At 48.5% G+C, this 25,871-nt stretch carries 17 protein-coding genes; 11 read left to right on the top strand and 6 right to left on the bottom strand.

Translation table 11 applies throughout. The features are described 5' to 3' along the window. Nucleotides 1-2: 2 nt before the first annotated feature. Nucleotides 3-2,345, bottom strand: coding sequence for a TolC family protein (locus tag JXQ28_10625; GenBank protein ID MBN2278188.1), 2,343 nt, complete (start codon nt 2,343-2,345; stop codon nt 3-5). Nucleotides 2,346-2,434: 89 nt separating this feature from the next. Then, on the bottom strand, nt 2,435-3,532 hold the full coding sequence (locus tag JXQ28_10620; GenBank protein MBN2278187.1) for a hypothetical protein: 1,098 nt from the start codon (nt 3,530-3,532) through the stop codon (nt 2,435-2,437). 161 nt (nt 3,533-3,693) lie between these two features. Between JXQ28_10620 and trkA the strand changes: the two genes are divergently transcribed. From trkA to JXQ28_10600, 4 genes are all read left to right on the top strand, one after another. After that, on the top strand, nt 3,694-5,049 hold the full coding sequence (gene trkA, locus JXQ28_10615) for a Trk system potassium transporter TrkA (GenBank protein ID MBN2278186.1): 1,356 nt from the start codon (nt 3,694-3,696) through the stop codon (nt 5,047-5,049). 14 nt (nt 5,050-5,063) lie between these two features. Beyond that, nucleotides 5,064-6,665, top strand: coding sequence for a TrkH family potassium uptake protein (locus JXQ28_10610; protein ID MBN2278185.1), 1,602 nt, complete (start codon nt 5,064-5,066; stop codon nt 6,663-6,665). A gap of 149 nt (nt 6,666-6,814) precedes the next feature. Then, the gene (locus JXQ28_10605; GenBank protein MBN2278184.1) at nt 6,815-7,948 is read left to right on the top strand and encodes an SPFH domain-containing protein; all 1,134 of its coding nucleotides are present in this window, start codon (nt 6,815-6,817) and stop codon (nt 7,946-7,948) included. Continuing rightward, on the top strand, nt 7,923-9,335 hold the full coding sequence (locus JXQ28_10600) for a hypothetical protein (GenBank protein MBN2278183.1): 1,413 nt from the start codon (nt 7,923-7,925) through the stop codon (nt 9,333-9,335). The genes JXQ28_10605 and JXQ28_10600 overlap by 26 nt, the downstream gene beginning before the upstream one ends. A 383-nt stretch (nt 9,336-9,718) precedes the next feature. On the opposite strand, the gene JXQ28_10595 is transcribed toward JXQ28_10600, so the two are convergent. After that, a complete protein-coding gene (locus tag JXQ28_10595) occupies nt 9,719-11,071 on the bottom strand; it encodes a sigma-54-dependent Fis family transcriptional regulator (protein MBN2278182.1) in 1,353 nt (450 codons plus the stop codon). A 14-nt stretch (nt 11,072-11,085) separates the two neighbouring features. Beyond that, on the bottom strand, nt 11,086-13,374 hold the full coding sequence (locus JXQ28_10590) for a HAMP domain-containing histidine kinase (protein MBN2278181.1): 2,289 nt from the start codon (nt 13,372-13,374) through the stop codon (nt 11,086-11,088). Between the two features lie 259 nt (nt 13,375-13,633). Here JXQ28_10590 and JXQ28_10585 point away from each other — a divergent pair, with 259 nt between their 5' ends. Continuing rightward, nucleotides 13,634-14,560 carry a CPBP family intramembrane metalloprotease gene (locus JXQ28_10585; GenBank protein ID MBN2278180.1) on the top strand — a complete coding sequence of 309 codons (927 nt, stop codon included), beginning with the start codon at nt 13,634-13,636 and terminating at the stop codon, nt 14,558-14,560. A 77-nt stretch (nt 14,561-14,637) separates the two neighbouring features. On the opposite strand, the gene ppsR is transcribed toward JXQ28_10585, so the two are convergent. Next, entirely contained in the window at nt 14,638-15,540 is a 903-nt protein-coding gene (gene ppsR, locus JXQ28_10580; protein MBN2278179.1) for a pyruvate, phosphate dikinase/phosphoenolpyruvate synthase regulator, read from the bottom strand. Nucleotides 15,541-15,606: 66 nt separating this feature from the next. Beyond that, on the bottom strand, nt 15,607-17,355 hold the full coding sequence (sppA, locus tag JXQ28_10575) for a signal peptide peptidase SppA (GenBank protein MBN2278178.1): 1,749 nt from the start codon (nt 17,353-17,355) through the stop codon (nt 15,607-15,609). Nucleotides 17,356-18,472: 1,117 nt separating this feature from the next. On the opposite strand from sppA, the gene JXQ28_10570 reads away from it, so the two are divergent. From JXQ28_10570 to JXQ28_10545, 6 genes are read left to right on the top strand one after another with little or no spacing between them, the layout of a single operon-like run. Then, nucleotides 18,473-19,120, top strand: a complete 648-nt coding sequence (locus JXQ28_10570) for a cytochrome c3 family protein (GenBank protein MBN2278177.1) — start codon at nt 18,473-18,475, stop codon at nt 19,118-19,120. Then, a complete protein-coding gene (locus JXQ28_10565) occupies nt 19,117-22,113 on the top strand; it encodes a Fe-S-cluster-containing hydrogenase (protein MBN2278176.1) in 2,997 nt (998 codons plus the stop codon). Before JXQ28_10570 ends, JXQ28_10565 begins: the two co-directional genes overlap by 4 nt. 3 nt (nt 22,114-22,116) lie before the next feature. Further along, nucleotides 22,117-23,508 (top strand): polysulfide reductase NrfD, encoded by a 1,392-nt coding sequence (gene nrfD, locus JXQ28_10560; protein ID MBN2278175.1) that lies wholly within the window; start codon nt 22,117-22,119, stop codon nt 23,506-23,508. After that, the gene (locus JXQ28_10555; GenBank protein ID MBN2278174.1) at nt 23,489-24,043 is read left to right on the top strand and encodes a DUF3341 domain-containing protein; all 555 of its coding nucleotides are present in this window, start codon (nt 23,489-23,491) and stop codon (nt 24,041-24,043) included. Before nrfD ends, JXQ28_10555 begins: the two co-directional genes overlap by 20 nt. Before the next feature lie 17 nt (nt 24,044-24,060). Next, nucleotides 24,061-24,672, top strand: coding sequence for a cytochrome c (locus tag JXQ28_10550; GenBank protein MBN2278173.1), 612 nt, complete (start codon nt 24,061-24,063; stop codon nt 24,670-24,672). A 5-nt stretch (nt 24,673-24,677) separates the two neighbouring features. After that, nucleotides 24,678-25,862 carry a hypothetical protein gene (locus tag JXQ28_10545; GenBank protein MBN2278172.1) on the top strand — a complete coding sequence of 395 codons (1,185 nt, stop codon included), beginning with the start codon at nt 24,678-24,680 and terminating at the stop codon, nt 25,860-25,862. The last annotated feature ends 9 nt before the right edge of the window (nt 25,863-25,871 follow it).

The following is a 25,871-nucleotide window of genomic DNA, read 5'->3' as shown; positions in this document are numbered from 1 at the left end:
AATCATGGGCCGGACAAGGCGGATTCCAATTCGATCATGAATTGTCTTTCCGCCCGGGATCCTCCCGGGAGATAATCGACACCGATAGCTTCCAGCAATTCGGCATAGGCAGTAAAAAATCCACATTTATTTTCGATCAGGCTGAATTCCGTCGCGGAGGCATCCTTTTCGAGGGCCAATAGGTCCATAATATTGAAATCCCCCCGCTGATAGCCGGTAAAAACACTGTCAAGATTGGCGGCGGCCAGATTTCGAGAATAATAGGCGGTCGGTAAAGTTCCGACCAGGGTCACCAGGTAATCGGCCCGGATCGATATATCCTGCACCATCGAAAACCTGAGGGTGTCTTTTTCATACATTAACCGGTCGAGTCCGGCCTTAAGTATCTTCCGGTCATAATGCCGACCGGGATCGGACAGGAGTGGAATGGTCAGATACCCGCCAAAGGTCCAGCTGTCCTTGCGATCCCCGGTTACCGGCTGGAACAAACCCCCATGAGAATATTTCAGGCGAAGATTCAGATCAGGCAAATATCCCCTGCCATTTATTGAAATCATATCTTTCTGCCGATCGATAGCCAGAGTGGCCTGTTGCAGGGTAAATGAACTATCGATTCCATTCCTTATAAAAAACCTCTCAAATTGTTTCAACTTATCATCGGTGGCCGTTAACTCATCGAGTTTTCGGGCCAGCATGGCCATCCTTTCCGGGAGAAATTCGGATCGGTCAAGGACCATGGTTTCCTCGCCGGGGCGATTGATCAGAGTATTAAAAACCAGTCGGGCTATTTTCAATTCATGGCGGGCCTCGGCTTCTTTGATTCTGGTTTTAACCAACCGTGCTTCAATCAGCGCAATATCAAGCGTATCTATCCGGCCGGACTGATTTCCGGATATCGCAATTTCCCAGTAATCGTGGAGACGACTGGTGAGAGTATTAAAAATCTCCAGGCGTTCCTCGTTTTCCAGAACCGAAATATAGGCCAGGGTGATGGCCCGGCGCAAATCGTGACGGGCCTGTTTCAGACCCATTTTTTCCGACTCGCGGTTTTTGGCGGCTGCTTGAACAGCCTTGATAGCGGGATAGGAGAACAGCTTTTGGTCGACAATAAAATCGGCGGCATATTCCCGATTGAGAATATCATTATAAATTCCGGCCCGGGCCGCATTGTCGGTCGTGGCTGCCGACAAACCGATACTGAGACCGGGCACAAAAGCCATATATGCTTTCTTTGCCTCATCCAGGACGCTTTGGTACCTTTCTCTCAAGGCCAGCAAACCGGTATTTTCGCGTTCGCCCAATTCCAGGGCCTGAGTCAGAGTGTACCGCGGAACCGACTCGTCCGGTTCCTCAGGAATGACTTGGGCATTTGATACCACTTTGCGATCAAAAATCCGCTTCATCTGTTTCGCCCCATTAAGATTGAGACAGACTGATCGGGCTTCTTCAAAATGAGTCGGTAACGAGGCTGGTTCTGCACCATCGATTATCTTCAGAATTTTATCGGCCATGAATAAGGCCGCAGAACGATAAGGACGAACCGCATCGGCCGCAGTCGCGCCTTTCTCCAGTATCACCAATCCCTCGGCGGAAAAGGTCGGGATACTGGAGTACTGAGTTTCCTGGAACAGGTACCTGATCTGATCCAGTTCCATTCCATATAAGGGCGGAACATAGAGAACATCAATTTTATCCCGGATATCATGGTATGCGGCAAAAAAGCTGTACACTCCGAAATCATTATATTTTTCCGTCCCATAGGCTTTCAGCCCTAGTTCCGAAGCCAGACCTTCAAACTTGGCCCGATATCTATCAAATTCATCCGCCTCGGGGAAATACATAAACCCGACTTTCGAAGCCGGAAACAACTTCAACATGGCGACCAGATCGTTTTTTAATTTATCCGGCGAATATGTCACGGTCAGATTTTTTGCCACCGGTCGTCCGGCACTATCAACCTGCCCGGCAATTTCCGGATCGAATTGATATATCCCCACAATCGGTCGTTTATATCCGGCTTCAAGCAAATCTCCAACCACCCACGGTCCGGCGGCCAGGACAAGATCGATATCATTCATTTTTAAATATTCTGAAGCCATTTGGCGGCATTGAGCCCGATCCCATCCGGCCGACCGATAAGCATAAGGCTCATAGATTAACTCAAGGCTGTCCGGTTTGATAATTTCCAGAGAATTTTTCACCTCTCTCAGGCTCAGTTTATGGATGTAATACGGGCCGGCCTCAAAATAACCGATCTTAACGGTTTTTCGGGTTGTCCCGAACGATATTGAACCTGAAAGCATAAAGATTGTTATTAGAAGGAAGTATATCCATTTTCTAAGCATAACAGACCTCATTCCATATTGCATGCCATTTACCGATTATACAAGATAATCGAATCAGACAATCATATCAACCGGAATGAATCCTTTTTCTACATCAGCCGATAGGCCATAAAAAGCGGGAAAAGCACTTTCAAGGCGATCAACAGTCCCAGGATAATATAACCGGTTTTCAGCCAGAGTGGCCGGTCGGAGGAACCGATTATCATGTAAATAGGGATTATTATCAGGTAATGACGATAAATCGACATGGTTGTTCCGGTCGTCAGAGAAAACAGGTACATGACAATTCCCAGAATCCACAACTCCCGGCGTAATCGGAAGGGAAAGAATATTATAAAAGTCAGCCCGAACCACAGAATAGAAAGATTTTCCGGACTGACCAGAGGCTCTTTAAAAAGGCTTTTAAGCATGATCCAGAAGGGAATTGCCCAGGTTCGGTGATACTTCTCTTGAAAATGAAGTTGCAGGAAGAAATCATCGTATTCCAAATAAAAGTACAGCCATAACAGAAGCGGTCCCAGAATAAATGGGACCACATACCCGGCCAGATTAATCCAATTTGCCGGCGACCTGAATGATTGCTTCCTGTCAGACACTTCGCCGATAAAATATACCGTCGGAAGCAGGGCCATCAATATACCGGTTGGATATGACAGAGATATGGCCAGGGCGATTAAAAACAGCCCGATCCGTATTGCCATCGTCTGTGGGTGATATAATAAAAGCAGATAGATCATAAGAAGCAGGCATAGCAGGGCATAAGGGAATCCTGTCAGCAGATAAAATGAAGCCGGCCCGAAAGCTATGGCCGACAGAGTGATTACTGCCGCCTTTAATCCGTAGTAACGTTCCATGAAGCGGAAAAGCAGAATAAAAAAAAGCAAGGTGAAAAGAAATACCAGCCCGATGAACGTCGTTTTCGAGGAACCTCCCAGAAGCGGCCGGATCAGTTTAACTGTCAGGGGCCACATCGGGAACCACCCCGAATTACCGCAAACCTGCCCGGCATAACCATCCACTCCCGGAGTACAGGGATAAACCTGGTAGCCAATTTCGGAAATATCGAGATAATGCCGGATATCCCAGATCGGTAAAAAGAGATAATCATTATGACTGGATCGGGAGATGCCGATATAAAGGGCAATGAATACCAGATATATTATAATCGGGATCAGGTATTTTTTCATCTTATCTCAATAATATATATAACCCTTATTTTATTCAAGAACCTAATTGAGTCGATTAATGAAGATCAGATATAAAAAACACATGTTGACAAGACCCGCCGGTTGGGATATAAATGGAGGGGATATAGGGCAACCGATGGCTGGAAATTAACAAGTTAAGTATGAGAATAGTCATAGTTGGCGGAGGGATTGTCGGTTACAGTCTGGCGGAACATCTGCAGGACGGACATCACGACGTCTCCCTGATTGAGGTTAATCCGCAGACATGTCAGAATATCGGCGACCGGCTTGATATCCAGATACTCTGCGGCAGCGGCAGTTCGCCCCGATTGCTGGAACAGGCCGGTATCAAATCGGCCGACATGGTTATTGCCGTCAGCCCGATCGATGAATTGAATATCCTGATCTGCGGCATCGCCAAGCAATACCGTGTTCCCACCCGGATCGCCCGTATCAGGAGCAGTGAATTTCGCTCCGATGACGCCACCATTGATATCGGGGATATGGGTGTCACCCTGGTAATCGATCCCGAAAGCGTTCTGGTCGAAAAAATCGTCCAGTTTATCGAGACGCCAGGGGCAACCGATGCCACCAATTTTCAGAACGGCAATGTTCTCATGCGGGGTTTCAAAGTCACCGATCAAATGCCGGTGATTGACCGCTCTCTGCGGGATATCCGCCGGGATACCCGCGATCACCCGATGCTGTTCATCGCCGCCATCCGGGATGGCCAGGGCCATATCCCCGATGGAGATTACGTAGTTCGGGCGGGAGATGATATTTTCGGGATATTTCCGCGCGGCTCAATGGAGCAGTTTCTGGCTCTCTTTAATCGGACCGCCAAAGATGTGGACAATGTCATCATCAGCGGTGACAGCCTAACCTCGATCCTTCTGGCTGATCGGCTCAAGGATTTCGTAAATAATGTCACCCTGATCGATCCCGACCCGATCCATGCTCAGCATGCCGCCGGAATATTGAACAATGTTGAGGTTATCAGCGGTGACGGCACTGATTCATCGATCCTCAATGAGGTTTATGTTCGCAACGCCCAGTTTTTTGTGGGCGCTACTAAAGAAACCGATTACAACATTATGTCATCACTTCTGGCCAGGGCGGAAGGAGCCAGGGAAGTAATTGCCGTCTGCAATGAATTAAGACATGACCGGTTGTTCACCTCGATCGGTATCGATCATGTCATTCACCCTCGTCTGGCCATAGCCCATGAAATCCTCGAGGTCATCAATCGGGGGCAAATCGGCCGTATTGCCCGCATCCGGGATTTCAATATCGAGGCCATCCGTATCACGGCCGCCGAAAACAGCCCGGTCACTGGACGGCCGCTCCAGCATGTCCGGAGTAAAATCCAGAAAGGCTCCATTATCGGCACTATCCTGAGAGGTGATGAAATGATTATTCCCGACGGCAATACAATAATTGAGCCCGATGATCAAATGATCATAATCACCTATTCCAAAAACGTTGCCCGGGTCAAAAAGCTCTTTTTATCACGGTGATTCGATAGCAAGCCATGAATAAGAAGACGGTATTTTATATCACCGCCCGGTTAATGATAATCATGGCCGGGATTCTGCTGATTCCCCTGGCTATCTCTTTCTATTATAATTTCCCCGATGGTGTCGCCGAGGTATTCAGTGATGCGGAAAAATCGGGTTTCATTATCGCCATCCTGTTATCAGCGGCCACCGGATTTATATGTTCGATTATTTTTCGCTCGGACAAGGAACTCGAAGGGATCAAGGAGAGTTTTGCTATTGTTACCTTAAGCTGGGTTACTCTGGCGTTCTGGGGCGCTATTCCCTTCTTTGTGTATTTTCTTTCGCAAACATCGTCGCACTCGTTTGGCAGTACTATTCTCAGTTTCACCAATGCCTATTTCGAGATATGCAGCGGTTTCACCACCACCGGGGCAACCATTCTCACCGATATTGAAATCGTCCCCCGGGGACTGCTTTTCTGGCGGAGTCTGACTCACTGGCTGGGCGGTATGGGTATTATAACTCTGGTCATTGCCATTTTCCCGGCCCTGGGCGTCTCCGGGTATCATATGTTTCGCGGCGAAGTTCCCGGTCCGACAACCGAGCGGATTCAGCCCCGGCTGGCTCAAACCGCGGCCATTCTCTGGGGCGTTTATGCCCTGCTGTCCCTGATCGAGACTATCCTTCTGATGATAGGCGGGATGGACTGGTTCGATGCTCTCTGTCATACTTTCGGAACCATGGCCACCGGCGGTTTTTCCACTAAAAATGCCTCGATAGGATTCTATGACAGCAATTTCATCGACTGGGTAATTACTCTTTTCATGTTTCTCGCGGGGATGAATTTTCTAATTCATTATCGGGTTATCCACGGCAATTTTCGGGATTTCCGCCGTAACCGTGAATTCCAGTTTTATGCCGGGACTGTACTGGTAACCATTGTGATATTCGCCGGGATTATCTATTTGACAGGGATTAAACCGGCTCATCACTCGATCACCCATTACCAGTACGACCCGCTACCGGTTGAGGAATTCCGCGAGCATGTCGCCGATGAACAGATAAGGATCGAAGGACTCTATGGCAGTATGCGGCGGGTCTCTTTTCAGGTAGTTTCTATTGTCACCACCACCGGCTATGGAACAGCGGATTTCGATCTATGGCCCGATTTCTGCCGGATCGGTCTGCTGGTTCTGATGTTCTGGGGAGGCTGTGCCGGCTCAACCGGCGGCGGCATGAAAATGATCCGTATCATGGTGGTCTTCAAGGTTGGCAAGCGAGAACTCCAGAAAATGATTCGGCCTCATCTGGTGGCCCCGCTCAAAATAGGTGGTTCGAATATAGATGAACAGCAGGTCATAAATATCGGGGCCTTTTTCATGCTTTTTGTGTTGATTTTTGTTCTGGGATCGCTCCTGATGACCCTGTTCACTCCCGACCTGTTGACCTCCGTCAGCAGTGTCGCCGCCACGCTGGGCAATATCGGACCGGGTTTGAGCGGGGTGGGCTCCACCCAGACTTATGCCTGGATACCGATTCCCGGCAAATGGATTTTGATTATCTGCATGCTTCTTGGAAGACTGGAAATTTTCACTATTCTCCTGGCTCTCCGCCCGTCATTTTGGAAAAAATAAAACCCCTCCATTATTCAAATTTGAAGACCCCGGAAGACGGCAGCCGCTGTTTTTATCGAAAAATCACTATCCGGTCAAGATACGGCGGCAAATTGTCGAAAAACTTATAAACAACAGCAAATTCCAATAACTAAATATAAGGATTGATTATGTCGGTTTTAATCGAAATCATTGAATGGATGGACCCAACCGGCGAGGAGATGATATATCGTATCCCTCAGGAGGGTTCGGCTGATTTTAAGATGGGCGCTCAGCTTATCATCCGCGAAAGCCAGATGGCTATTTTCTTTAAGAACGGCCATGCCGCCGATTCCTTCTCCGAGGGACGGCACACTCTGACCACTCTCAATATCCCCATTCTGACCCGGATGCTGGCTTTTCCTTTTGGATTCAACTCGCCTTTTCGGGCCGAAGTCTATTTTGTCAACCTGAAAGTTTTCACCAACCTGAAATGGGGAACCAAACATCCGGTCACATTCAAAGACAGCAAGTTGGGTCTGATCCGTCTTCGCGGGCATGGAGCCTTTACCATGAGGATCAAGGAACCCAGCCTGTTTCTCAATTCCATTGTCGGCCGCCAGGCCAAGTATACCACCGATGATATCCAGAGTTATCTCCGAGATGTGATTATCGCCCGGATGAATGATATGCTCGGCGAGAAACTCGATTCCATTCTCGACCTGCCGGCCATCTATACCGAACTGGCCGCAGATTTCAAACAGGTTGTTCATAATGAATTCGAAAAATACGGTCTTGAACTGGTCGATTTCTACATCGCCTCGATTACCCCGCCGGATGAGGTCTCCAAAATGATCGATCAGCGATCCGGGCTCGAGGCCGTTGGCGATCTTGACCGTTTTCTTAAATTCGAAATGGCCAAAGGCCTGGGCGCCAGCGGCGGGATGGCCGGAGCCGGAGCCGGGGTTGGTGTTGCCGCCGGGGTGGGAATGATGATGCCGGGGGTGATGTCAAGCGTGTTTACTCCGGAACAGAAAGATTTGCGCCGGGAAGCAATTTCAACGGTCACATGTCCCACCTGCCATGCCGATACACCGGAGCAATCCCGTTTTTGTTATCGTTGCGGACACCAGATGGTGGCTCTCAACCGTTGTCCTTCATGCAACCAGGAATTGCCGACCGAGGCCAATTTCTGCATGCACTGCGGTTATAAGCTTGATACCAAACCGAGTTGCCCGCATTGCGGGACAGAATTGATACCGGGTTCGAAATTCTGCGGCGAATGCGGAAAGGCGGTTAATGAAAGCGACAACCAGCAGCCATAAAAGCGGTTTTTTTATCGGGGTCACCTGTCCCGGATGCGGGGGTGACCTCGAACTACAGGCCGATTTTTTCGTTCTAACCTGCCAGCATTGCGGCTCCCATTTGCGGATTGTCATGCCGGAAACGCCGCCGGTTTACCTGGTTCGCTCGGAAAAGCCCAATAGCGAAATCCGTTTCCAGATCGATCGTTTTCTCAAACAGAACAATCTTCCCCTGACCCGGTCGGACCTGTCAATCAGAAGTATCTATTATCCTTACTGGAAAATCGATGCCGTTGTTTTGAAAGTCAGGAATAAAATTGTAGAACGTTATACCGGGCAACAGGATAATTGCGAACAGGAAATCACTTGTGAACAACATATGACCGATATTCGCCTGACTCCTTACATCGCCACCGTGGCGGCGGGAGTAAGACATGACTATATCCCCCAGACCATTGGGATGCGAACGGAATATATAAGAATGGTTCCGTTTTCAAGAGAAAATGTCGAGGATGACTTCGGTTGTTTGCCTATTCTCAAAACCTGGGAACAAGCCCGTACAGACCTTCAGGGAGCCATTTCGGCCATCGGTAAAATCGATCAGGCCGATTTCGGGAAAAACAAAACCGAATTGTTTCACCCGATCGGTTCACTCCTCTATTTTCCCTACTATCTGGCCGAATCTCCTCATCGGGATACTAACCGCTTTTTTATTATTGACGGCGTTACCGGGCGAGTTGTCAAACATCTCGAAAACATGCCGGAGGAAGATTTTTTGTTTGAAGATGATCTGGCCGTTCATGAATCCTCCAGTCTCCAAGTGGATTTTCATCGTTGTCCCGAATGCGGTTTTGATCTCCCGACCGACCAATCATACATCTATATCTGTGATAATTGCCGGCAGTTGATTATGATGGATAAAACCAAGCTGACTGATAACGGCCTGGCCCAGGCGGTATCAGATATCGGGCCCCATGACCGGCTTTTTCCCTTCTGGTCCTTTGGCCTGTCCGACCCGGATATGGTCCGCTTTCGACCGGTAATCGGCGGTATCCATGATTCCAACCGGCTGGTGATTCCGGCCTTCAAATTCCCCAACCTCGAGTCGTTGTATAAACTGACCAGGCGAATATCATCGGCCTACCCCAAACTGGATCTGACTCCGCTGGATAGTCTCGATGGCCGCTTTGCCCGGGTTACTCTGGGTTTGGAAGACGCCTGTACGCTGGCCGAAGTTGTTATTTACCGCGATCGGATCCAGAAAGGAATTCGTTCCGAATCGACCGGATGGAAATTCGAACCCGCTGAAGTCAGCCTGTTCTACACTCCTTTTCACCCCGAAAGTTATTTTTATGTCGATTCGATACTGGGGGCGGTGACTTTTGAGAAAAAAACGGTCCCCTGCTGAAAAACGACCCCTGCCTTGAAAAATTAAAAAACCGGCTCAATGAAGCCGGTTTTTTTAATAAGGAGAAGAAGCCAAAAAAACCCGACGGCGAGAGCACGGCACCGTCGGGTCAAGGTGCTCATTCTCACGAATGAGCTATTTGGCTTCCCCCCGAAAATATTTATTATGACAAATCCGGTTGATTAGTAAAGTCCTATTATCCCCGGAACGGAATTCAATATTTCCTATCCGTTTAATATTTAACAACAAAAACCATGCCGGAAATCGATTCCGATATTCGATCAATTATTCGTTGATAATTAATGACTTACATATGGAGAGGGATTTTATTAAGGCAATAAAGGTTAATTTCACCGGATGGCCCGATCGTTCATATGGTAGAATTAACCTGATTGAATCTTCAATTCTATAATCATTTTGCGGAGATTGGAGGGATCGAGAGAAAGCATTCTCGCTGCGGCGCTGATATTGTTACCGGATCTGTATAATGCCCTGGCAATAATTTTTTTTCTGGCATGGTTAAGCTGCAAATTGAAACTCTGGTCATTGATTTCCTCGCTGATTCCGAAATTCAGGTATTCTTCCACATTATCGCGGGTAATATAAGACGATATCGAAAGATCTATCAGTGATTGGACGGCATGCAATAACTGGCGGACATTGCCCGGCCAGTCGTATTCGATCAGAAGCTCCATCGCCGCCGGCTCAAAGACCTTGAAGCAGTTTCCGTTTTCAAGGTAGTACTGCTCGCTGAAAGAGGTCACCAGGTCGGGAATATCCATCCGTCTCTCAGAAAGCGGCGGCAACTCGATAATAATTCCCTTCAGCCGATAATAAAGATCTTCCCGGAAAACCTTTGCTGCCACCATCTCATCCAGATTCTTATTGGTAGCACAGATTACGCGGACATCGACTTTCTGCATATCCGGAGACCCGATTTTTTTTATCTGTCCGGTTTCAATCGCCCGCAGGAGTTTGGCCTGGGTAGTAACATCCAGATCGCCGATTTCATCCAGGAAAATCGTGCCCCCATCGGCATATTCAAAAAGCCCGATCCTATCCTCGACCGCCCCGGTAAAGGAACCTTTCAAATGGCCGAAAAGTTCCGATTCGACCAAGTCCGGTTGTTTATGATTGCAGTTGAAAATTTTTATTCCCTGCCTCTCCCGGCGACTGCGGTTGTGGATAGCCATGGCCACCAGTTCCTTACCGCTTCCGGTGGGTCCCGTAATTATCACCCGGCTTTCGGTCGGGGCAACCTTTTCTATCAGCCGATAAACTTCCTGCATCCGGGCCGATTTCCCGACCATGCGGTACTGCGAGCGAGCCAGGCTGACTATCTCCTCCGAGCGATTCCGGTAGCTATGTATCTGAATGGCGTTTCTGACCGCCCGCCGAAGCCGCGCCGGACGCTCATCTTTAACAACATAATCATATGGGTGGTATTCTGCTTCGATCTGTTTTTCCGAGTATTCGCCCGGATGGCCGGTATGGAATATGATGGGGAGATCAGGATTGATTTCTTTTATACCTGCGGCTGTTTGCAGACCATCCATCCGAGCCATTTTTATATCCAGAATGACCACTTCCAGTTCGGGCTGTTCTCGGATAATTTTAAGAGCCTCCTCTCCCGAGGCGGCCAGGATGACATTATACTCATCGATAAAGGTTTCGTTGAGAGCCCGCAAAACAGGACCATCATCATCGACGATTAAGATCGTGCTCTTGGTTTTCATAATTTAAAATTTAATTAAGCCTGAGTATCTGATTCCAGTAATGACATTAATATAATAAATTTGGTGCCTTTGTCCAGTTCTGATTTGATTTTAATATCGCCGCCATATAATTCCGTTATTTTTTTTACGATTGCCAGACCGAGTCCCGTCCCGGTGTTCGGTTTGGTACTGAAAAAGGCATCAAAAACCCGGGGAATATTTTCCTGAGGAATCCCCGTCCCGCTATCGGCGAATTCTATCCTGATATATTTATCCTCAGCGGGCCCGGCTTTTATTGCAATAGTCTTACACTCCGCTCCGTTAAGAGCGTCAAGAGCATTTATCATCAGGTTATTGAACAGCGAAAAGGCATGAGCCTGGTGGCAGTATATCGCCGTCTCCGGGGGTATATCGATATTGATCTGCACCTCCTGCTCCTTTATTCTATCCGCGTTTTGCTCGATAATAGCGTGTAACACCTGCTGTAAATTGATTGCTTCCGTCCGGCGTTCAGATTCCAGTTTTGAATATTGAGTGACAAGATCTATCATCTTGTTGGCATTTTTTATCGACCCGCCGATCATTTCCAGCAGACGCTGAATTCTCTCAGGATCTTCAATCCGCCCTGATTGAAGTAAATCCTGGAGTTTGTCCAGCAGACTTCCGGCTGGGTACAAAGCATTGCGGATTTCATGGGCTACGCCTCCGGCAATATCTCTGGCAAGCCTGTATTTTTCGGCGGCAATCAGCTTTTCCTGGGTTTTCTTTAATTCCAATAAAGTCTTATCCAGTTCGTTTTTCTGACGTGAAATGATTTTATTCTTGGCCCGGAATTTCGCCAGGATCAACCAGACAACACCGATTATGATACTCAAAGGAATAAAGGCGGCCAGAAAGGCAAGAATGGGATGGCGAGAGAAAATGGTAAACCAGGGGGCTTTTTGAAACCCGAAAATATAGTTTTCTCGGGCGAAATCGTTATTGATAAGAATATGCTCCCGTGCTGATCCGCCCCGGGCACCGGTAGTAAAATAGGTCGAAACCCTGATATTATCCTTCGAATCGGTTATGGCCAGGGGTTTAAAATTTATATCGGTCAGGAGCAATCGATTATCGCCGGTTGCAAATAATAACTGCCGGTCATCTCCTCCCAGAAAGCTGCGGCAATCCAGAATTCTTGAGATAACATACAGACTGCAGACTTTGATTAAGTTTATCGACCGGTCGTACACATAGACATAATTGTCTCTATAATCGAATATAATTTCGTCAATATTATCCCCATCCAGATCAAGCGTTTCAGAAACGAAAACCTGGCGCTCGGGACCCGGATTAATTTTCTGAAGTTCTTTTCCATCCAGCGAATACAGCCCCAGCCATCCCCGTCCGCCGGGAATATCCATTCCCGCAGTATCTTTACTGAAATAGAAATCGGTCAGTATTTCCGGCCGGCCGTCACCGTCATAATCCACCAGTACCGGATTTGTCCCCGAAAATGTTTCCCCTGCCACGACTTTCCACTTTTCTTTCCCTCCGCCATCCAGGACCACCAGATATGTATGCTGGTCATCCATATCCTTTTCACGGACCGCATTGCCCTTGGACGAGATCCCGAAAATAATCAGAAATCCATCCTGTTCAGGATCGCGAATAATATGAAAATTGGCATCGTTGACAATTCCGGCGATATTATATTGCCAGAGAACCTGATTCCGAAAAATATCCAGGCACATTATCCCGCGCGGATAGAGATCATAGCCGGTATCGAAACCGATAAGAATTTCGGCCCGCCCGTCTTCGTTTAAATCGTGGGCCGCCAGAATATCACCTGTGCCATCCCAGTACCCGTTACTATCAAGATCGTCGCCGGTTACCAGACAACGACGATAAATCAGACCGGAATCAACATTGTAAACCTCAAACCACAGGCTGTCGAAGGCGGTATAAGTGACCGCGATTTCCTCGTTGCCATCACCGTTAAAATCATAGGCAAATGGTTTGTCAACCCGAAGAGTCCTCATATTGAAATGTCGAATGGCTCGGGAACGATAAATATCGGTGTAAAATATCAGGCATGACAGAGTATCCGGGGGACGCCAGTTCTGGCCGACGGCGGCCATCCCCGGCCGCTCATCATTATTTAAATCCACGGGAATGCATATGTCGCCGTTGCGATTGGTATTCCTTATTTTTGTTAAAAAGCGGTATGGCAAAACCAGGGGATCGTCGATAGGGTCGATAATATATTGTTCCGCGGCCATGACCGATGTAACGGCCGCGACACCCAGGATATAAAATAAAAATAGTGCTAATTTCATGGACATAAAAGACTTGCCTGATTTTTACAGGATAATATATCATGAATATGGAAGACGTCAAGATCGGATTTTTTAAAATATCCGGTCAATGATTATCATTAATTTCTCTGAAAATCTATTTTTTGATTGACACGAAATCTCAATACATTTATACCTTTAATAATCGGTAATGGGAGTCCGTGGTAAAATTAATACCCGACCGAATACGCCATTATTTTACATTTATTAATCTTTTTGATCGGCGGTGAAAATTATCGGATATATTTTGTCGGTCTTATGGTTGATCGGCGGCGGCGCGGCAATATACCTGATTTCCCGATTATTCGGACTGAAATACCGGGCGCCTCATTTTGATAATCCCCGAAAAAGCGCTACGACTGCTTTGCTGGCGGTTTTTATTGGAATCCTGGCAGTATCTGTACTTTTCTTTTCAATTCCGCAAATCAGCCGGGATGAAACTCAAAACGGGGAAATTCAGCCGGACCCCGACATTAAACTACCGGCTCAATTCGATTCCATGGCCGTCGAAGAAATCCTTCCCGATCTGGAATTCCTCCAGCCAGCCGATTCCGCCCTTCTCAGGGAAATGGCTTTTGTCAAAGACAGCTGCCCCGTAAATGATTCAGCAGAGTCTGCGGTTGATAATTCTCAGCCGAGGTCTTATTATATTTCCGAGATTTTTAATCTGATCATTATCTCTTTGCTGATACTAATTCCCGTGGGAATTGCTCTGAAGACTCTCCATGAGTCCTATTCCACAGCCGGAGTTAATTCCAATAACCTGTGGGGCTCACTTGTAATCGGTTTGATTATCGGATTGGTCGCTATATTTGTAACTTTGGTCAGGAATTCCGGTCATCCGGGTTTGGGATCGCTGCATTTCCGGGCTTTTATTTATTTCTCGATAGTCGGTCTCGCCGAGGAATTTGTTTATCGTGGTTATTTGCAGACTCGCATGATGGCCTGGTTGAAGACGATTCCCGGATGGATATTAACTTCGATTATAATGGCTATGGCTCATTTCGCCCAGAGAATCGGTGTCGGGGGAATGGACCCCGGATCCGCTCTTTTAGACTGCCTGGCATTGATTCCGATTAGTCTCTTCTTCGGCTATACTTATCTGAGAACCGGCAATATTTGGGGTGTCGGTTTGATGCACGCTTTTTCCGACTGGATAAATTTGTTCAGATAATAGCCCCGGAAACATCGAATCCGAAAAGATTGTATCTATTTTGAAATCGAGCCTATAAAAGACTGGGTTGGGATGGATCAAATTATGTCGTGGCTATATTCTTCTTCGGAGAATCCGAGTTTATTCATTATTTCATGAGAAATTTCTTCAATTGCCCGCCGGGTGACATCGATGGTCTGCCATCCAATCTCATCATACAGCTTAAGGCAAAATTTTAGTTCTTTCTGAATTTCATGGAGATCATAATATTGTTTTAGTTTTTCATGTTCGGATTCGGCCCGAACCAGATATTGCAGGCGTTCTTCGCGGACTTCGGCCAGAATCTCCGGGTGCATGATCAATCCGAAAATTATTTCCTTGTTCACGACCTTGAGGCGATCAAGCAAGTATTCCTTTACATGATCCTCCGGAAAGATGGGGATATTGGCCACTTTGAGTCCGTGATTGCAGGCCAGGTACATACTGATCGGTGTCTTGCAGGTTCGTGAAAGTCCAACCAGAACCAGATCAGCTTCAGTTATCAATGGTCCCCCGCCATCATCGTGTTGAACCGTATAGCCGATAGCATCGACTTTCTTATAATAACGATCATCTACAATCTGGAGAATACCGGGGCGGTAATCAGGATGAACCCCCAGGAATTTCGATACCGTTTTAAGCATCGGGCGCAGGACATTGAGATGGAGAATGCCTCTCTTAGATAACTTCTCATGAAAATACCGGCTTAGATTTTCGGATATGATGGAATAAATAACGAGGTAATCGTTCTCGATATTCTTTAAAATCACGTTGATTTTCTTTTTATCTCTGGCTTCTTGGTAAATGCCAGCTATGGAATATTCAACTTCGTGCTGGTCATACTGGGCCAGGACCGCATCCATGAGCCGCTTGGCGGTTTTCCCGGTTCCATCGGAGACTATGACTATTTTCTTTTCCTCATCCATGCCGACCATTAACCTCATGATAGAGGGGGGGTACATACCCTCCTCTATTGAATTTATGTCGGCAGATAAGGATTTTCAAGCAATAAACGAATTCAAAATAAATCAATAATACCCTGAGGCCGTCAGGACTCCCGGCTGTTCCAACAGACCCAGGCGTCTGGCCAGGACGGCCAGGGGTTGAATTAATTCCGTTGTCCGAACCAGAACCGAGGTTTCTTCGCTATTGGCCGGATCTGATTTCAGCAACCTGTTCAGCATTGATTTTTTCTCCGGAAATTCCTTCAGGTCGATATCCGCATCAGGTTCGATCCCGGTCAGCTCTTTAATCAGCGCGATGGCTTCAGGATAGCCGCCAAGTTTATCCACCAGGCCGAGTTCCAGGGCATCTTCGCCGGTCCAGACTCGCCCGCGGGCGATCTCGAGAACCTTTTCCAAAGGCAAATTGCGGCCTTCGGCTACCTTGGCCGTGAAATCCTCATAGATTCGATCCAGTGCCGCATCGCCTCTGGCCATCTGGTCGGGAGTATAATCATCCACCCCGCTCCAGATATCGGCATTGGCACTGCTTTTTACCTTGTCCCAGGTAATACCAATTTTCTTCCACATTTCCCGGGTATACATTTTGCCGCCGTAAACGCCGATCGATCCGGTTATCGTCCCGGGTTGGGCGACAATTTTATCGGCCGCCATGGATACGAAGTATCCGCCGGAAGCCGCCACTTCACCCATGGAGACCACCACCGGCTTGCCTTTTTCTCGGGCCCGCTTGACCTCATGCCAGACCACATCCGAAGCGACATAGGATCCTCCGGGGCTGTCAACCCGGAATAAAATGGCTTTCACATCATCATCGTCGACCGCTTTCCTGAAAGCCTCCGCTACCGTTTCGGCGCCCATAATGATATCCCCGAAAAGCGGATCATAACCGCTGGCGCCCCGCGAAACGCCTCCGACTCCGAATATAAGAGCCACGGTTTTACCCTTTGAATATGGCCGATCGGAACGCTTGAAATATTCATTCAAATACAGCAATTCGGCTTCTTTATCAGTTAGTTCTTTAATTCTCTCATAGGCCTCATCCCGATAGGCCAGACCATCCACCAACCCGGCCTCAAGAGCCTCTTTTCCGATAAAGGGCCCGTGATCGATCATTGTCCGCAGTTTCTCCTGCTCCAGGTTTCGGGCCCCGGCGATATCACCAACCATTTGACCAAACATCGATTCTGTCACCCGTTCGTAAGATTCACGATGGGCCGGGGTGCATTTCTCCTGCGTGAACATGTTAACAGCGGTCTTGTATTCATACCGCTGACCCATCCGCGGAACCACCCCCAGCTTATCCAGAGTTCCCTTAACAAAAGGCGTTTCGGCCATAATCCCGGTCAGACCGATATCCCCTGAAGGTTGCAGGTAGACTTCATCGAAAGCCGAAGCCAGGTAATAGCAGCCGTTGCCGGCCCCCCATTCGCCGAATGTTTCCGAAAAAATGACCGCTATCTTCCCGGCCCGACGGAAATCGATAATCGCCTGCCGGATTTCCTGTATCTCGGCCAATCCGATTCGGCCCGCTCCGGTGGTGGCAATAAGCCCGATAACCCGGTCATCGGAGGTGCCTATTTTCAGGGCCTCAATCACATCCCGAACAATAAGGCTATTATTCAGCATGGCCCGGGCCAGTGGATCATCCGGGATATATTCCACAAATGATTTTTCAAAGTTGACTTCAAGAATAGTCTTTCCCGGAACACTATCCTTGCCGGTCAGCGTTAGAAGCGCGATTGCCACTACCAGGATCACGACCACGGCGATGACCCCGATTACCGCAAAAAGCTTACCCCAGAAAGATTTCATTGATAACCTCCACAGATTAATGACACCATATTATCATTATATGTATTTGACGTTCGGATCCGGCCAAAGGTTGCCGGACTCGTGCAAAGATTATAATTTATACTATTCCGTGATAAATGTAAACAGCCATGATAAAACATTTATCTCATCTCCTTTCATAAGATTCCGCCGTCAGCATTTTATGCAGATACTTATTCTGTATCCGCCAATAAATCTTCCCGATTCCTTAAATGAAATCGAGATGGCTATTTTTTCCCCATGGAAAATCCGTTTTATTATATCGAAAAACATCTTTCAATTCCTTCTGTCCGAATTTTGGCCTGTCTGACATGCCGGAATAATCTTCATGAATATAGGCCGGCATTTGCTTTCGGGTCGTTCGGCCGCGTGTAACGGCGGCCGCCTGATCCCGGGTGGTCAACCAGTCTGGTGGTAGTATTGAAAGATGAATTATTCCATGGAGGGAATTAAGAAAGGTTGCAGAATAAACTTATGAAATCCTTAAAACCTGACTTTCTTCCTCATCCGGAATACCATCTTTCACTCCGGCCACCGGTTTGCACGGTTGACCAGTTTCCGTTTTGAATCATAAACGGGTTCATAATTTCAACTCCTTCAATTAGATGGATTCCGATCACAGTCCCTGAATCCGACCTTAAAAGACCTCTGACATGTCTCATATTTTTCCTCCTTTCCGAAAATAGATAAAAAAAGCCCGGGTGGTTAACCCGGGCGATACATGCAATATTTTATATCCCTGGTTATCCCATTCCCCACAATCCGGTCAGCGACCGAATAAAAAGGCAATTCGAAATTTCAATCGGCGTAAACATATATATTTCCTCGGTCTTTTATTCCTATTCTTAACAAGAACTGATAATTAATTTTAGATAATAATACCCATTTATCCACCTGTCAAGAAAAAAATACCAAAATTTTCGCGAATTTCAGACTCCCGATATCAAGTGCGTTATATGCTTTAATCTGTCCCTTGATGTATTTCAATACTCAATAGTATATTTATTAATAATTTTTTATCGCTATGATTTCGGGGACGCTGTTTTAGGTTGCCTTATCATTTGCGGTCTCTTATATTGGGCCACAGAGGATAGCACTATTGGCTCAGATTTTTCCAAAATGGACTAATAGACTCCCCACTTATGCGGCTGTTATAGTGGTGATTAAAATCGTGGCGGTGGTCGCTTTCGTCTGGTATTTCTTTTCGCCGTGGTACACCGATGTCGGCTACCGGCCGCTTCAGTCGGTTCCGTACAGTCATAAACTGCATGCCGGTGACCTGGGGCTGGATTGCCGGTACTGCCACAACGCCGTGGAATTATCGCCGGTAGCCAATGTTCCTCCGACCCAGACCTGCGTGAACTGCCACACGCTGATTCTGCCCGACAGCGACCGTCTGTTGCCGATCCGCGAAAGCTGGGGGAAAAAAGAGCCGATGCGCTGGATCCGGGTGCATATGCTGCCGGATTACGTTTATTTCGATCATAGCGCTCATCTCCGAGCCGGGGTGGGATGTTTCAGCTGTCATGATAATGTGGGTGAAATGGTTGTGGTCCAGCAAAAACAGCCGTTGAGCATGTCCTGGTGCCTGGATTGCCATCGCAATCCCGATCTATATCTGCGCCCGCACGAGGAGTTGACCAATATGGGCTGGGCGCCACCCGAAAGCCAGTTGCAGTTTGCTGAGCGGCTAAAAAATGAACTCAATATCAATCCACCGGTGGATTGTTCGGGATGTCACCGATGAGTGATAGGGATATGAAAAAGACCAATACATATTACTGGACCAGTCTGGATCAGCTTAAATGCACGCCGCGGTATCGCCGGCATCTTCTGGAGCAATATCGTGACCGGGATAATCATCATGATGATAATACCGTAACCCGGCGTGATTTTCTGACGGTTATGGCCGCTTCCCTGGCGCTGGCCGGATTGGCCGGATGCCGCAAACCGGTGGAAAAAATCATTCCCTACGTTTCCCAGCCCGAGGAGATTATTCCGGGAGTCCCGCAGTATTACGCCACCTCGATGCCGCTGGGACTGTCGGCTTTCGGATTGATCGTCGAATGTCATGAGGGACGGCCGACCAAAGTCGAGGGGAATCCGGTCCACTCCTCCACCGGCGGAGCTACCGGCCTTTTTATCCAGTCCTCGACCCTTGGCCTCTACGATCCGGATCGCTCGAAGATGGCTCGAAATCGTAACGTTGAAGTCACGTATGATACCTTTGTCACGGTTTGGCGGGAACTGCATGATAAGTTTATCGCAAATAAGGGCGATGGCCTGGCGTTTATATCAGAAGAATTCTCCTCGCCCACTCTGGCCCGCCTGAAAACCGAGATACTGAAGGCTTTCCCGAAAGCAAAATGGGTCAGCTATGAACCAATAAGTGATGAAAATATACTCGGGGCTGTTAAAAATCTGACCGGAAACGACTTAAGACCGATTTACAAATATGACCTGGCTTCGGTAATACTTTCTCTCGATTCCGATTTTCTTCAGACTGAGAGTGAGGCTTTGAGGGCGGCGCGCGAGTTTGCCGACGGGCGGCGGATGAATAATACGGACGACAGCATGAACCGTCTGTATGTGGTTGAAAGCGCCTTTACCATAACCGGCGGCATGGCTGACCATCGGTATGCCATTCAAAGCAGCCGGATCGACGCCTTTCTCTCGACCCTGCTGAAGGAACTTCAGAAGCGCGGTCTCGATATCAGCGGAAATATCGCGGAATATCATGAGACTTTTGACATATCATGGATTTCTGCTCTGGCCGAGGATTTGATGGCCAATAAAGGGGCCAATCTGGTGGTCGCGGGTCGGCGTCAACCCGCTCAGGTTCATGAATTGGTACTGCTATTGAATAATGCCCTGGGCAATATCGGGCGGACCATGGATTTAATCCCGATGAGGGACACATCCCGATCAGACACCGGGCAGTTGAAAACAATGATCGATGCCATTGCGGCCGGCAAAGTCGACACCCTGGTCATCCTGGGCGGTAATCCGGTATACAATGCCCCGGTTGATCTGAATTTCGGCGAAGCGATTCAAAAGATAGAACACAATATTCATTTCAGTGAATATTACGATGAAACTTCGCAAAAATGCGAGTGGCATATTCCCCGTGCTCATTATCTTGAAAGCTGGGGTGATGTCCGTGCCGCCGATGGTACGGTCGGCATCATTCAACCGATGATCGAGCCGCTTTATGGTGCTCATTCCGACAGCGAAATGTACTCCCTGATGGCGACCGGGCGGGATCAGCGAGGTTATGATATCGTTCGTGAAACCTGGGGCAATATTCTGAACGGAGGTGATTTCGAGAATAGATGGCGCCGGGTTCTTCATGAAGGCTTGCTTAAAACCGAACCGTTATTATCATACGGGTTCCGGCCACTTAAAAATTTCGGGGCCGTTTTTGAAAATCTTCCGGATTCATCAAAGGATTCATCCGATGAGCTTGAGCTGGGCTTTTATCCATCGTATCTGTATGACGGCCGTTATGCCAACAATGGCTGGCTCCAGGAATTGCCGCATTCGGTCAGCAAGCTGGCCTGGTCCAACGCCGCCCTGATAAATCCCCAAACGGCGGCAACCCTGGAGGTGGGAAATAATGATATCGTCAGCTTGGGATTGAATTCCCTCGAAATCGAAATCCCGGTCTGGATCGTTCCGGGAATTGCCGATCGGACCGTTGTTCTCCCTCTGGGTTACGGTCGTGATAAAGTTGGCCGGGTGGCCGATGGGGTCGGAGTCGATACCTATCGTTTACGAACTGCGGCCGGGATGTCATTTATAAAGGGCGCAAATGTTACTCAAACGGATCGGGTAAGCCGCTTGGCCAATACTCAGGATCACAATCTTATGGAAGGCCGACCGCTGGTCGGCGAGGCCACTCTTGAGGAGTATCGCAGTAACCCCGGATTCGTATCTGAAATGGTAGAGCACCCCTCCTTAAAGTCGATATATCCCGATCATGATTACAGCACCGGTTATCAATGGGGTATGGTTATCGATCTGAATACCTGTATCGGATGTGATGCCTGCACCATTGCCTGCCAGAGCGAGAATAATATTCCGATCGTAGGTCAAGAACAGGTTTACCGCGGACGGGAGATGCACTGGATCAGAATCGATCGCTATTTCTCCGGCGACATGGACCATCCCGGCATGGTTCATCAACCGGTTCCCTGCCAGCAATGCGAAAATGCGCCTTGCGAGGCAGTCTGCCCGGTCGCCGCCACCGTTCATGACCGCGAGGGATTGAACAATATGACCTATAATCGTTGTATCGGAACCAGGTATTGTTCCAACAACTGCCCGTATAAAGTACGAAGATTCAATTTCTTCAATTATACTAATAGGCTACCGGAAACCGTCAAGATGGCCCAGAACCCGGATGTCACCGTTCGTTCTCGCGGCGTCATGGAAAAATGTACTTTCTGCATCCAGCGGATCAATCGTGCCAAACAGGCCGCCAAAAAGGAGAATCGCGCTGTCCGCGACGGTGAAATAATAACCGCCTGTCAGCAGGCCTGCCCGACCAGAGCCATCACCTTCGGGAATATCAACGATACTTCGAGTGCCGTGACAGCTTTAAAGAAAATGGATCGCAACTATGAACTGCTGGTCGAACTCAATGTTCGCCCGCGAAATTCATACCTGGCCAGACTGCGGAATCCTAATCTGAAACTGGCGGAAGGTATGGATAATAATGATAAAGCGGAACAGGGTTAATTAGTGGATACCATTGCCAGAAATGCGGCCGGATTGCCGGAGCATGATCCGCCCCTTATAACCGGCCACCAGACCTTCAGGAGCATTACCGACAAAATCTCCGGTATTGTCGAGCGCCGGACCCCGCGAGTCTGGTTTTTGGCCATGGGGGCCGCTCTTTCGCTTCTGATGGTGCTTCTCGGATCGATCGGCTACCTGGTTTACGAGGGCATCGGCATCTGGGGATTGAATAATCCGGTTGGCTGGGGCTGGGCAATTATCAATTTTGTCTGGTGGGTCGGTATCGGTCATGCCGGAACCCTGATCTCGGCTATTCTTTTCCTGTTGCGTCAGCGCTGGCGGACTTCCATAAATCGCTTCGCCGAAGCCATGACTCTTTTTGCTATCTCCTGCGCCCTGATTTTCCCGGCCATCCATGTCGGGCGGATCTGGGTGGTGTACTGGATGTTTCCGCTGCCCAACCAAATGAATATGTGGCCCAATTTCCGTTCTCCCCTGCTCTGGGACGTTTTCGCGGTCAGCACCTATTTCATCGCCTCGCTGCTATTCTGGTACACCGGACTGATCCCGGATCTGGCTACTTTCCGTGATCGCGCCAAGAATAAAATCAAGAAAATTATATTCGGTATTCTGGCGGTCGGGTGGCGCGGAGGTAATCGCCAGTGGCGGCATTACGAACTGGCTTATCTTATACTGGCCGGTATTTCCACGCCGCTGGTTCTTTCCGTACATAGTGTGGTTTCGACCGACTTCGCCGTCAGCATTCTGCCCGGCTGGCATACGACTCTTTTTCCGCCCTACTTCGTCGCCGGGGCGATTTTCTCCGGGTTTGCCATGGTCATCACCCTAACCATTATCGCGCGCAAAATTTTCCACCTGGAGGATATCATTACCCTCAACCACCTCGAAAAAATGACCAAGGTTATTCTGCTTACCGGTACCATGGTCGGATATGCTTACAGCATGGAATTTTTCATTGCCTGGTACAGCGGCAATATATATGAGCAATTCGTATTCATGAACCGCGCCTTCGGCCAGTACGCCTGGGCCTACTGGATCATGATAACCTGTAATGTTCTCGTCCCGCAATTGTTCTGGTTTAAAAAACTGCGCACCAGTATCCCGGTCCTGTTCATTGCCTCAATCCTGATCAATGTCGGCATGTGGTTCGAGCGCTTTGTAATTGTGGTGACATCCCTGGCCCGGGATTTTCTCCCGGCCAACTGGGATTATTACAGCCCGACCATCTGGGATATAAGTATTTTCGTCGGGTCGTTCGGTCTATTTTTCACGCTCTTCCTTCTGTTCATCAGATTTTTACCGATGATTTCGATGGCCGAAGTGAAGACGGTTCTGCCTGAGGCGGAGGTACCGCATGGAGGTGGTCATGAGTAATCAAATGAAAATCCAGGGGCTTCTGGCTCAGTTCGACAGTCCGGCGGTCCTGATGGAGGCCGCTCGAAAAACCGGCGAAGCAGGGTATCGAAAATTCGATTGCCATTCTCCTTTCCCCATCCATGGCATGGATCGGGCAATGGGCCTGAAGCGTTCCCCGCTGGGCTGGATTATCGGCCTGGCCGCGTTGATCGGGACTTCCGGTGCCCTGGCGCTTCAATGGTGGACCAGCACCATCGACTATCCCCTGGTTATATCCGGCAAACCATTCTTCAGTTACCAGGCTTATGTCCCGGTGACTTTTGCCCTTGGAGTCGTGTTTTCGGCTTTCGCCGCCCTGATCGGTATGCTGGCGATCAACGGCCTGCCCAGATTTCATCACCCGGTTTTTTATTCCGACAATTTTGTTCGCGCTACTGATGATGGCTTCTTTATCAGTCTTGAAGCGGCCGATCCGAAATTCCATATCGAGCAAAGCCGCATTTTTCTGGAATCAATTGGTGGCAAAAATGTGGAGGTCTTGAGCGGAGAATGAACCGTTTGAATAAAAATATGCTCATGGTTTTTTGGACAATCATGGTTCTCATATTTATGGCCGCTTTTATGGCCGGATGCGCCCGGGAAAGGCCGTCGACGCGGACGCCGATCCACGTCAATCCCAATATGGACCACCAGCCGAAATACCGACCCCAGAGCGAGAGTAATTTTTTTGCCGACAGCGCCAGTATGCGGGTACCGGCCGCCGGAACCGTGGCACATGGTCAGTTGCGGGATAATATCGTCTTTTATCAAGGGAAAAAACCAACCGGTGAATTCGTGAAGGAAAATCCGATTCCAATCACCATGGAGTTACTCCGAAGAGGCCATGAACGCTTTGATATTTATTGCTCTCCCTGTCACAGCCGTCTTGGCGATGGCAAAGGAATCATGCTAAGCCGGGGCTATGTTCCGCCGCCGTCGTTCCATACCGATCGTATTCGATCCATACCGGACGGACAGATTTTTGATGTCATCAGCAACGGCTTCGGCAACATGCCATCTTACAGCCACCAGATTCCGGCCGATGACGGCTGGACCATTGTGGCTTATCTGCGGGCCCTGCAGCTAAGCCAGAAAGCCGGTGTCGATGATGTGCCGGTGGAATTGAGGGATAGAATCAAATAGGCCATATGGAATTCAACCGCCAAACATACCGTCTGACTACCGCCGGTAACACCGGGAAAATTGCGGCTTTTCTGGCGGTTTCGGGATTGATCCTGACCGCAATCGGATATTTAGTCAACAGCGATCAATTCTATTTCTCTTATTTAACCGCGTACATATTCTGGTTGTCAATCGCTCTTGGCGGGCTCTTTTTTACCATGCTTCATCACCTGGTCGGTGCCAGATGGAGTGTTGTTCTACGGCGGCTCTCTGAAAATATTATGGCCGTCATCCCGATTATGGCTCTTTTCTTTATTCCGGTGCTTCCGGGGATTCACCATGTCTTTCACTGGAGCCATCCCGAAATCGTCGCCGGGGACCATCTGCTCCAGGCCAAGGCCGGTTATCTCAATGTGAGTTTCTTTATTATCCGGGCCATTGTTTATTTTGCCGTCTGGATTATTCTGACCGTTTATCTTTACCGCCTGTCGCTGGCCCAGGATGCCGGTTATCATCCGGAACAGACCCGTAAATTCAAAGTTGCCGGAGCTGTCGGGATTATCCTTTTTGCCATTACCCTGACCTTTTCATCATTCGATTGGATGATGTCGCTTGAACCACACTGGTATTCGACTATTTTCGGTGTTTACATTTTCTCCGGGGGCCTGCTGGCCCTGCTGGCCATGTTAACCGTCATTGTTATGCTTTTCCACCGTCACGGCATTCTTGATGCAATCATAACCCCGGAACATTATCATGATTTGGGTAAACTGATGTTTGCGTTCACCGTTTTCTGGGGATATATGGCTTTTTCGCAGTACTTCCTGATCTGGTACGGCAATATTCCCGAGGAGACGATCTGGATGTTGCACCGCTGGGAAGGCTCATGGAAAATAATCTCTCTGGTTCTTGTTTTCGGGCATTTTGTGTTCCCCTTCTTCTTTCTCTTTCCCCAGGCAGTTAAGCGAAACCGGGCAATGCTGTTGCTGATCGGATTCTGGATTCTGATCATGCACTGGGTGGACATTTACTGGATCGTCATACCGACTCTGCACCAATCCGGATTTGGCCTGTCATGGATTGATCTGACGGCCGTGATCGGCCTGGGCGGGGTATTCTTCTGGATATTCTGGAGAAAAACCACCACTCATCCTCTGGTTCCGGTTGGTGATCCGGATTTGGAAAAATCAATACACTTTATCAATCATTGAGGAAAGTCA

This window comes from Candidatus Zixiibacteriota bacterium (genome assembly GCA_016933955.1).
Classification (GTDB): Bacteria; Zixibacteria; MSB-5A5; order GN15; family PGXB01; genus JAFGTT01.
Note: the sequence above shows the minus strand (reverse complement) of the source record. Positions and strands in the feature narration are given on the sequence as shown.

Bases quoted from the DNA above. Each gene is read 5' to 3' on its own strand.
- JXQ28_10625 (MBN2278188.1), bottom strand. From the start codon at position 2,345: ATGCTTAGAAAATGGATATACTTCCTTCTAATAACAATCTTTATGCTT.
- JXQ28_10620 (MBN2278187.1), bottom strand. From the start codon at position 3,532: ATGAAAAAATACCTGATCCCGATTATAATATATCTGGTATTCATTGCC.
- trkA (MBN2278186.1), top strand. From the start codon at position 3,694: ATGAGAATAGTCATAGTTGGCGGAGGGATTGTCGGTTACAGTCTGGCG.
- JXQ28_10610 (MBN2278185.1), top strand. From the start codon at position 5,064: ATGAATAAGAAGACGGTATTTTATATCACCGCCCGGTTAATGATAATC.
- JXQ28_10605 (MBN2278184.1), top strand. From the start codon at position 6,815: ATGTCGGTTTTAATCGAAATCATTGAATGGATGGACCCAACCGGCGAG.
- JXQ28_10600 (MBN2278183.1), top strand. From the start codon at position 7,923: ATGAAAGCGACAACCAGCAGCCATAAAAGCGGTTTTTTTATCGGGGTC.
- JXQ28_10595 (MBN2278182.1), bottom strand. From the start codon at position 11,071: ATGAAAACCAAGAGCACGATCTTAATCGTCGATGATGATGGTCCTGTT.
- JXQ28_10590 (MBN2278181.1), bottom strand. From the start codon at position 13,374: ATGTCCATGAAATTAGCACTATTTTTATTTTATATCCTGGGTGTCGCG.
- ppsR (MBN2278179.1), bottom strand. From the start codon at position 15,540: ATGTACCCCCCCTCTATCATGAGGTTAATGGTCGGCATGGATGAGGAA.
- sppA (MBN2278178.1), bottom strand. From the start codon at position 17,355: ATGAAATCTTTCTGGGGTAAGCTTTTTGCGGTAATCGGGGTCATCGCC.
- JXQ28_10565 (MBN2278176.1), top strand. From the start codon at position 19,117: ATGAGTGATAGGGATATGAAAAAGACCAATACATATTACTGGACCAGT.
- JXQ28_10555 (MBN2278174.1), top strand. From the start codon at position 23,489: ATGGAGGTGGTCATGAGTAATCAAATGAAAATCCAGGGGCTTCTGGCT.
- JXQ28_10550 (MBN2278173.1), top strand. From the start codon at position 24,061: ATGCTCATGGTTTTTTGGACAATCATGGTTCTCATATTTATGGCCGCT.
- JXQ28_10545 (MBN2278172.1), top strand. From the start codon at position 24,678: ATGGAATTCAACCGCCAAACATACCGTCTGACTACCGCCGGTAACACC.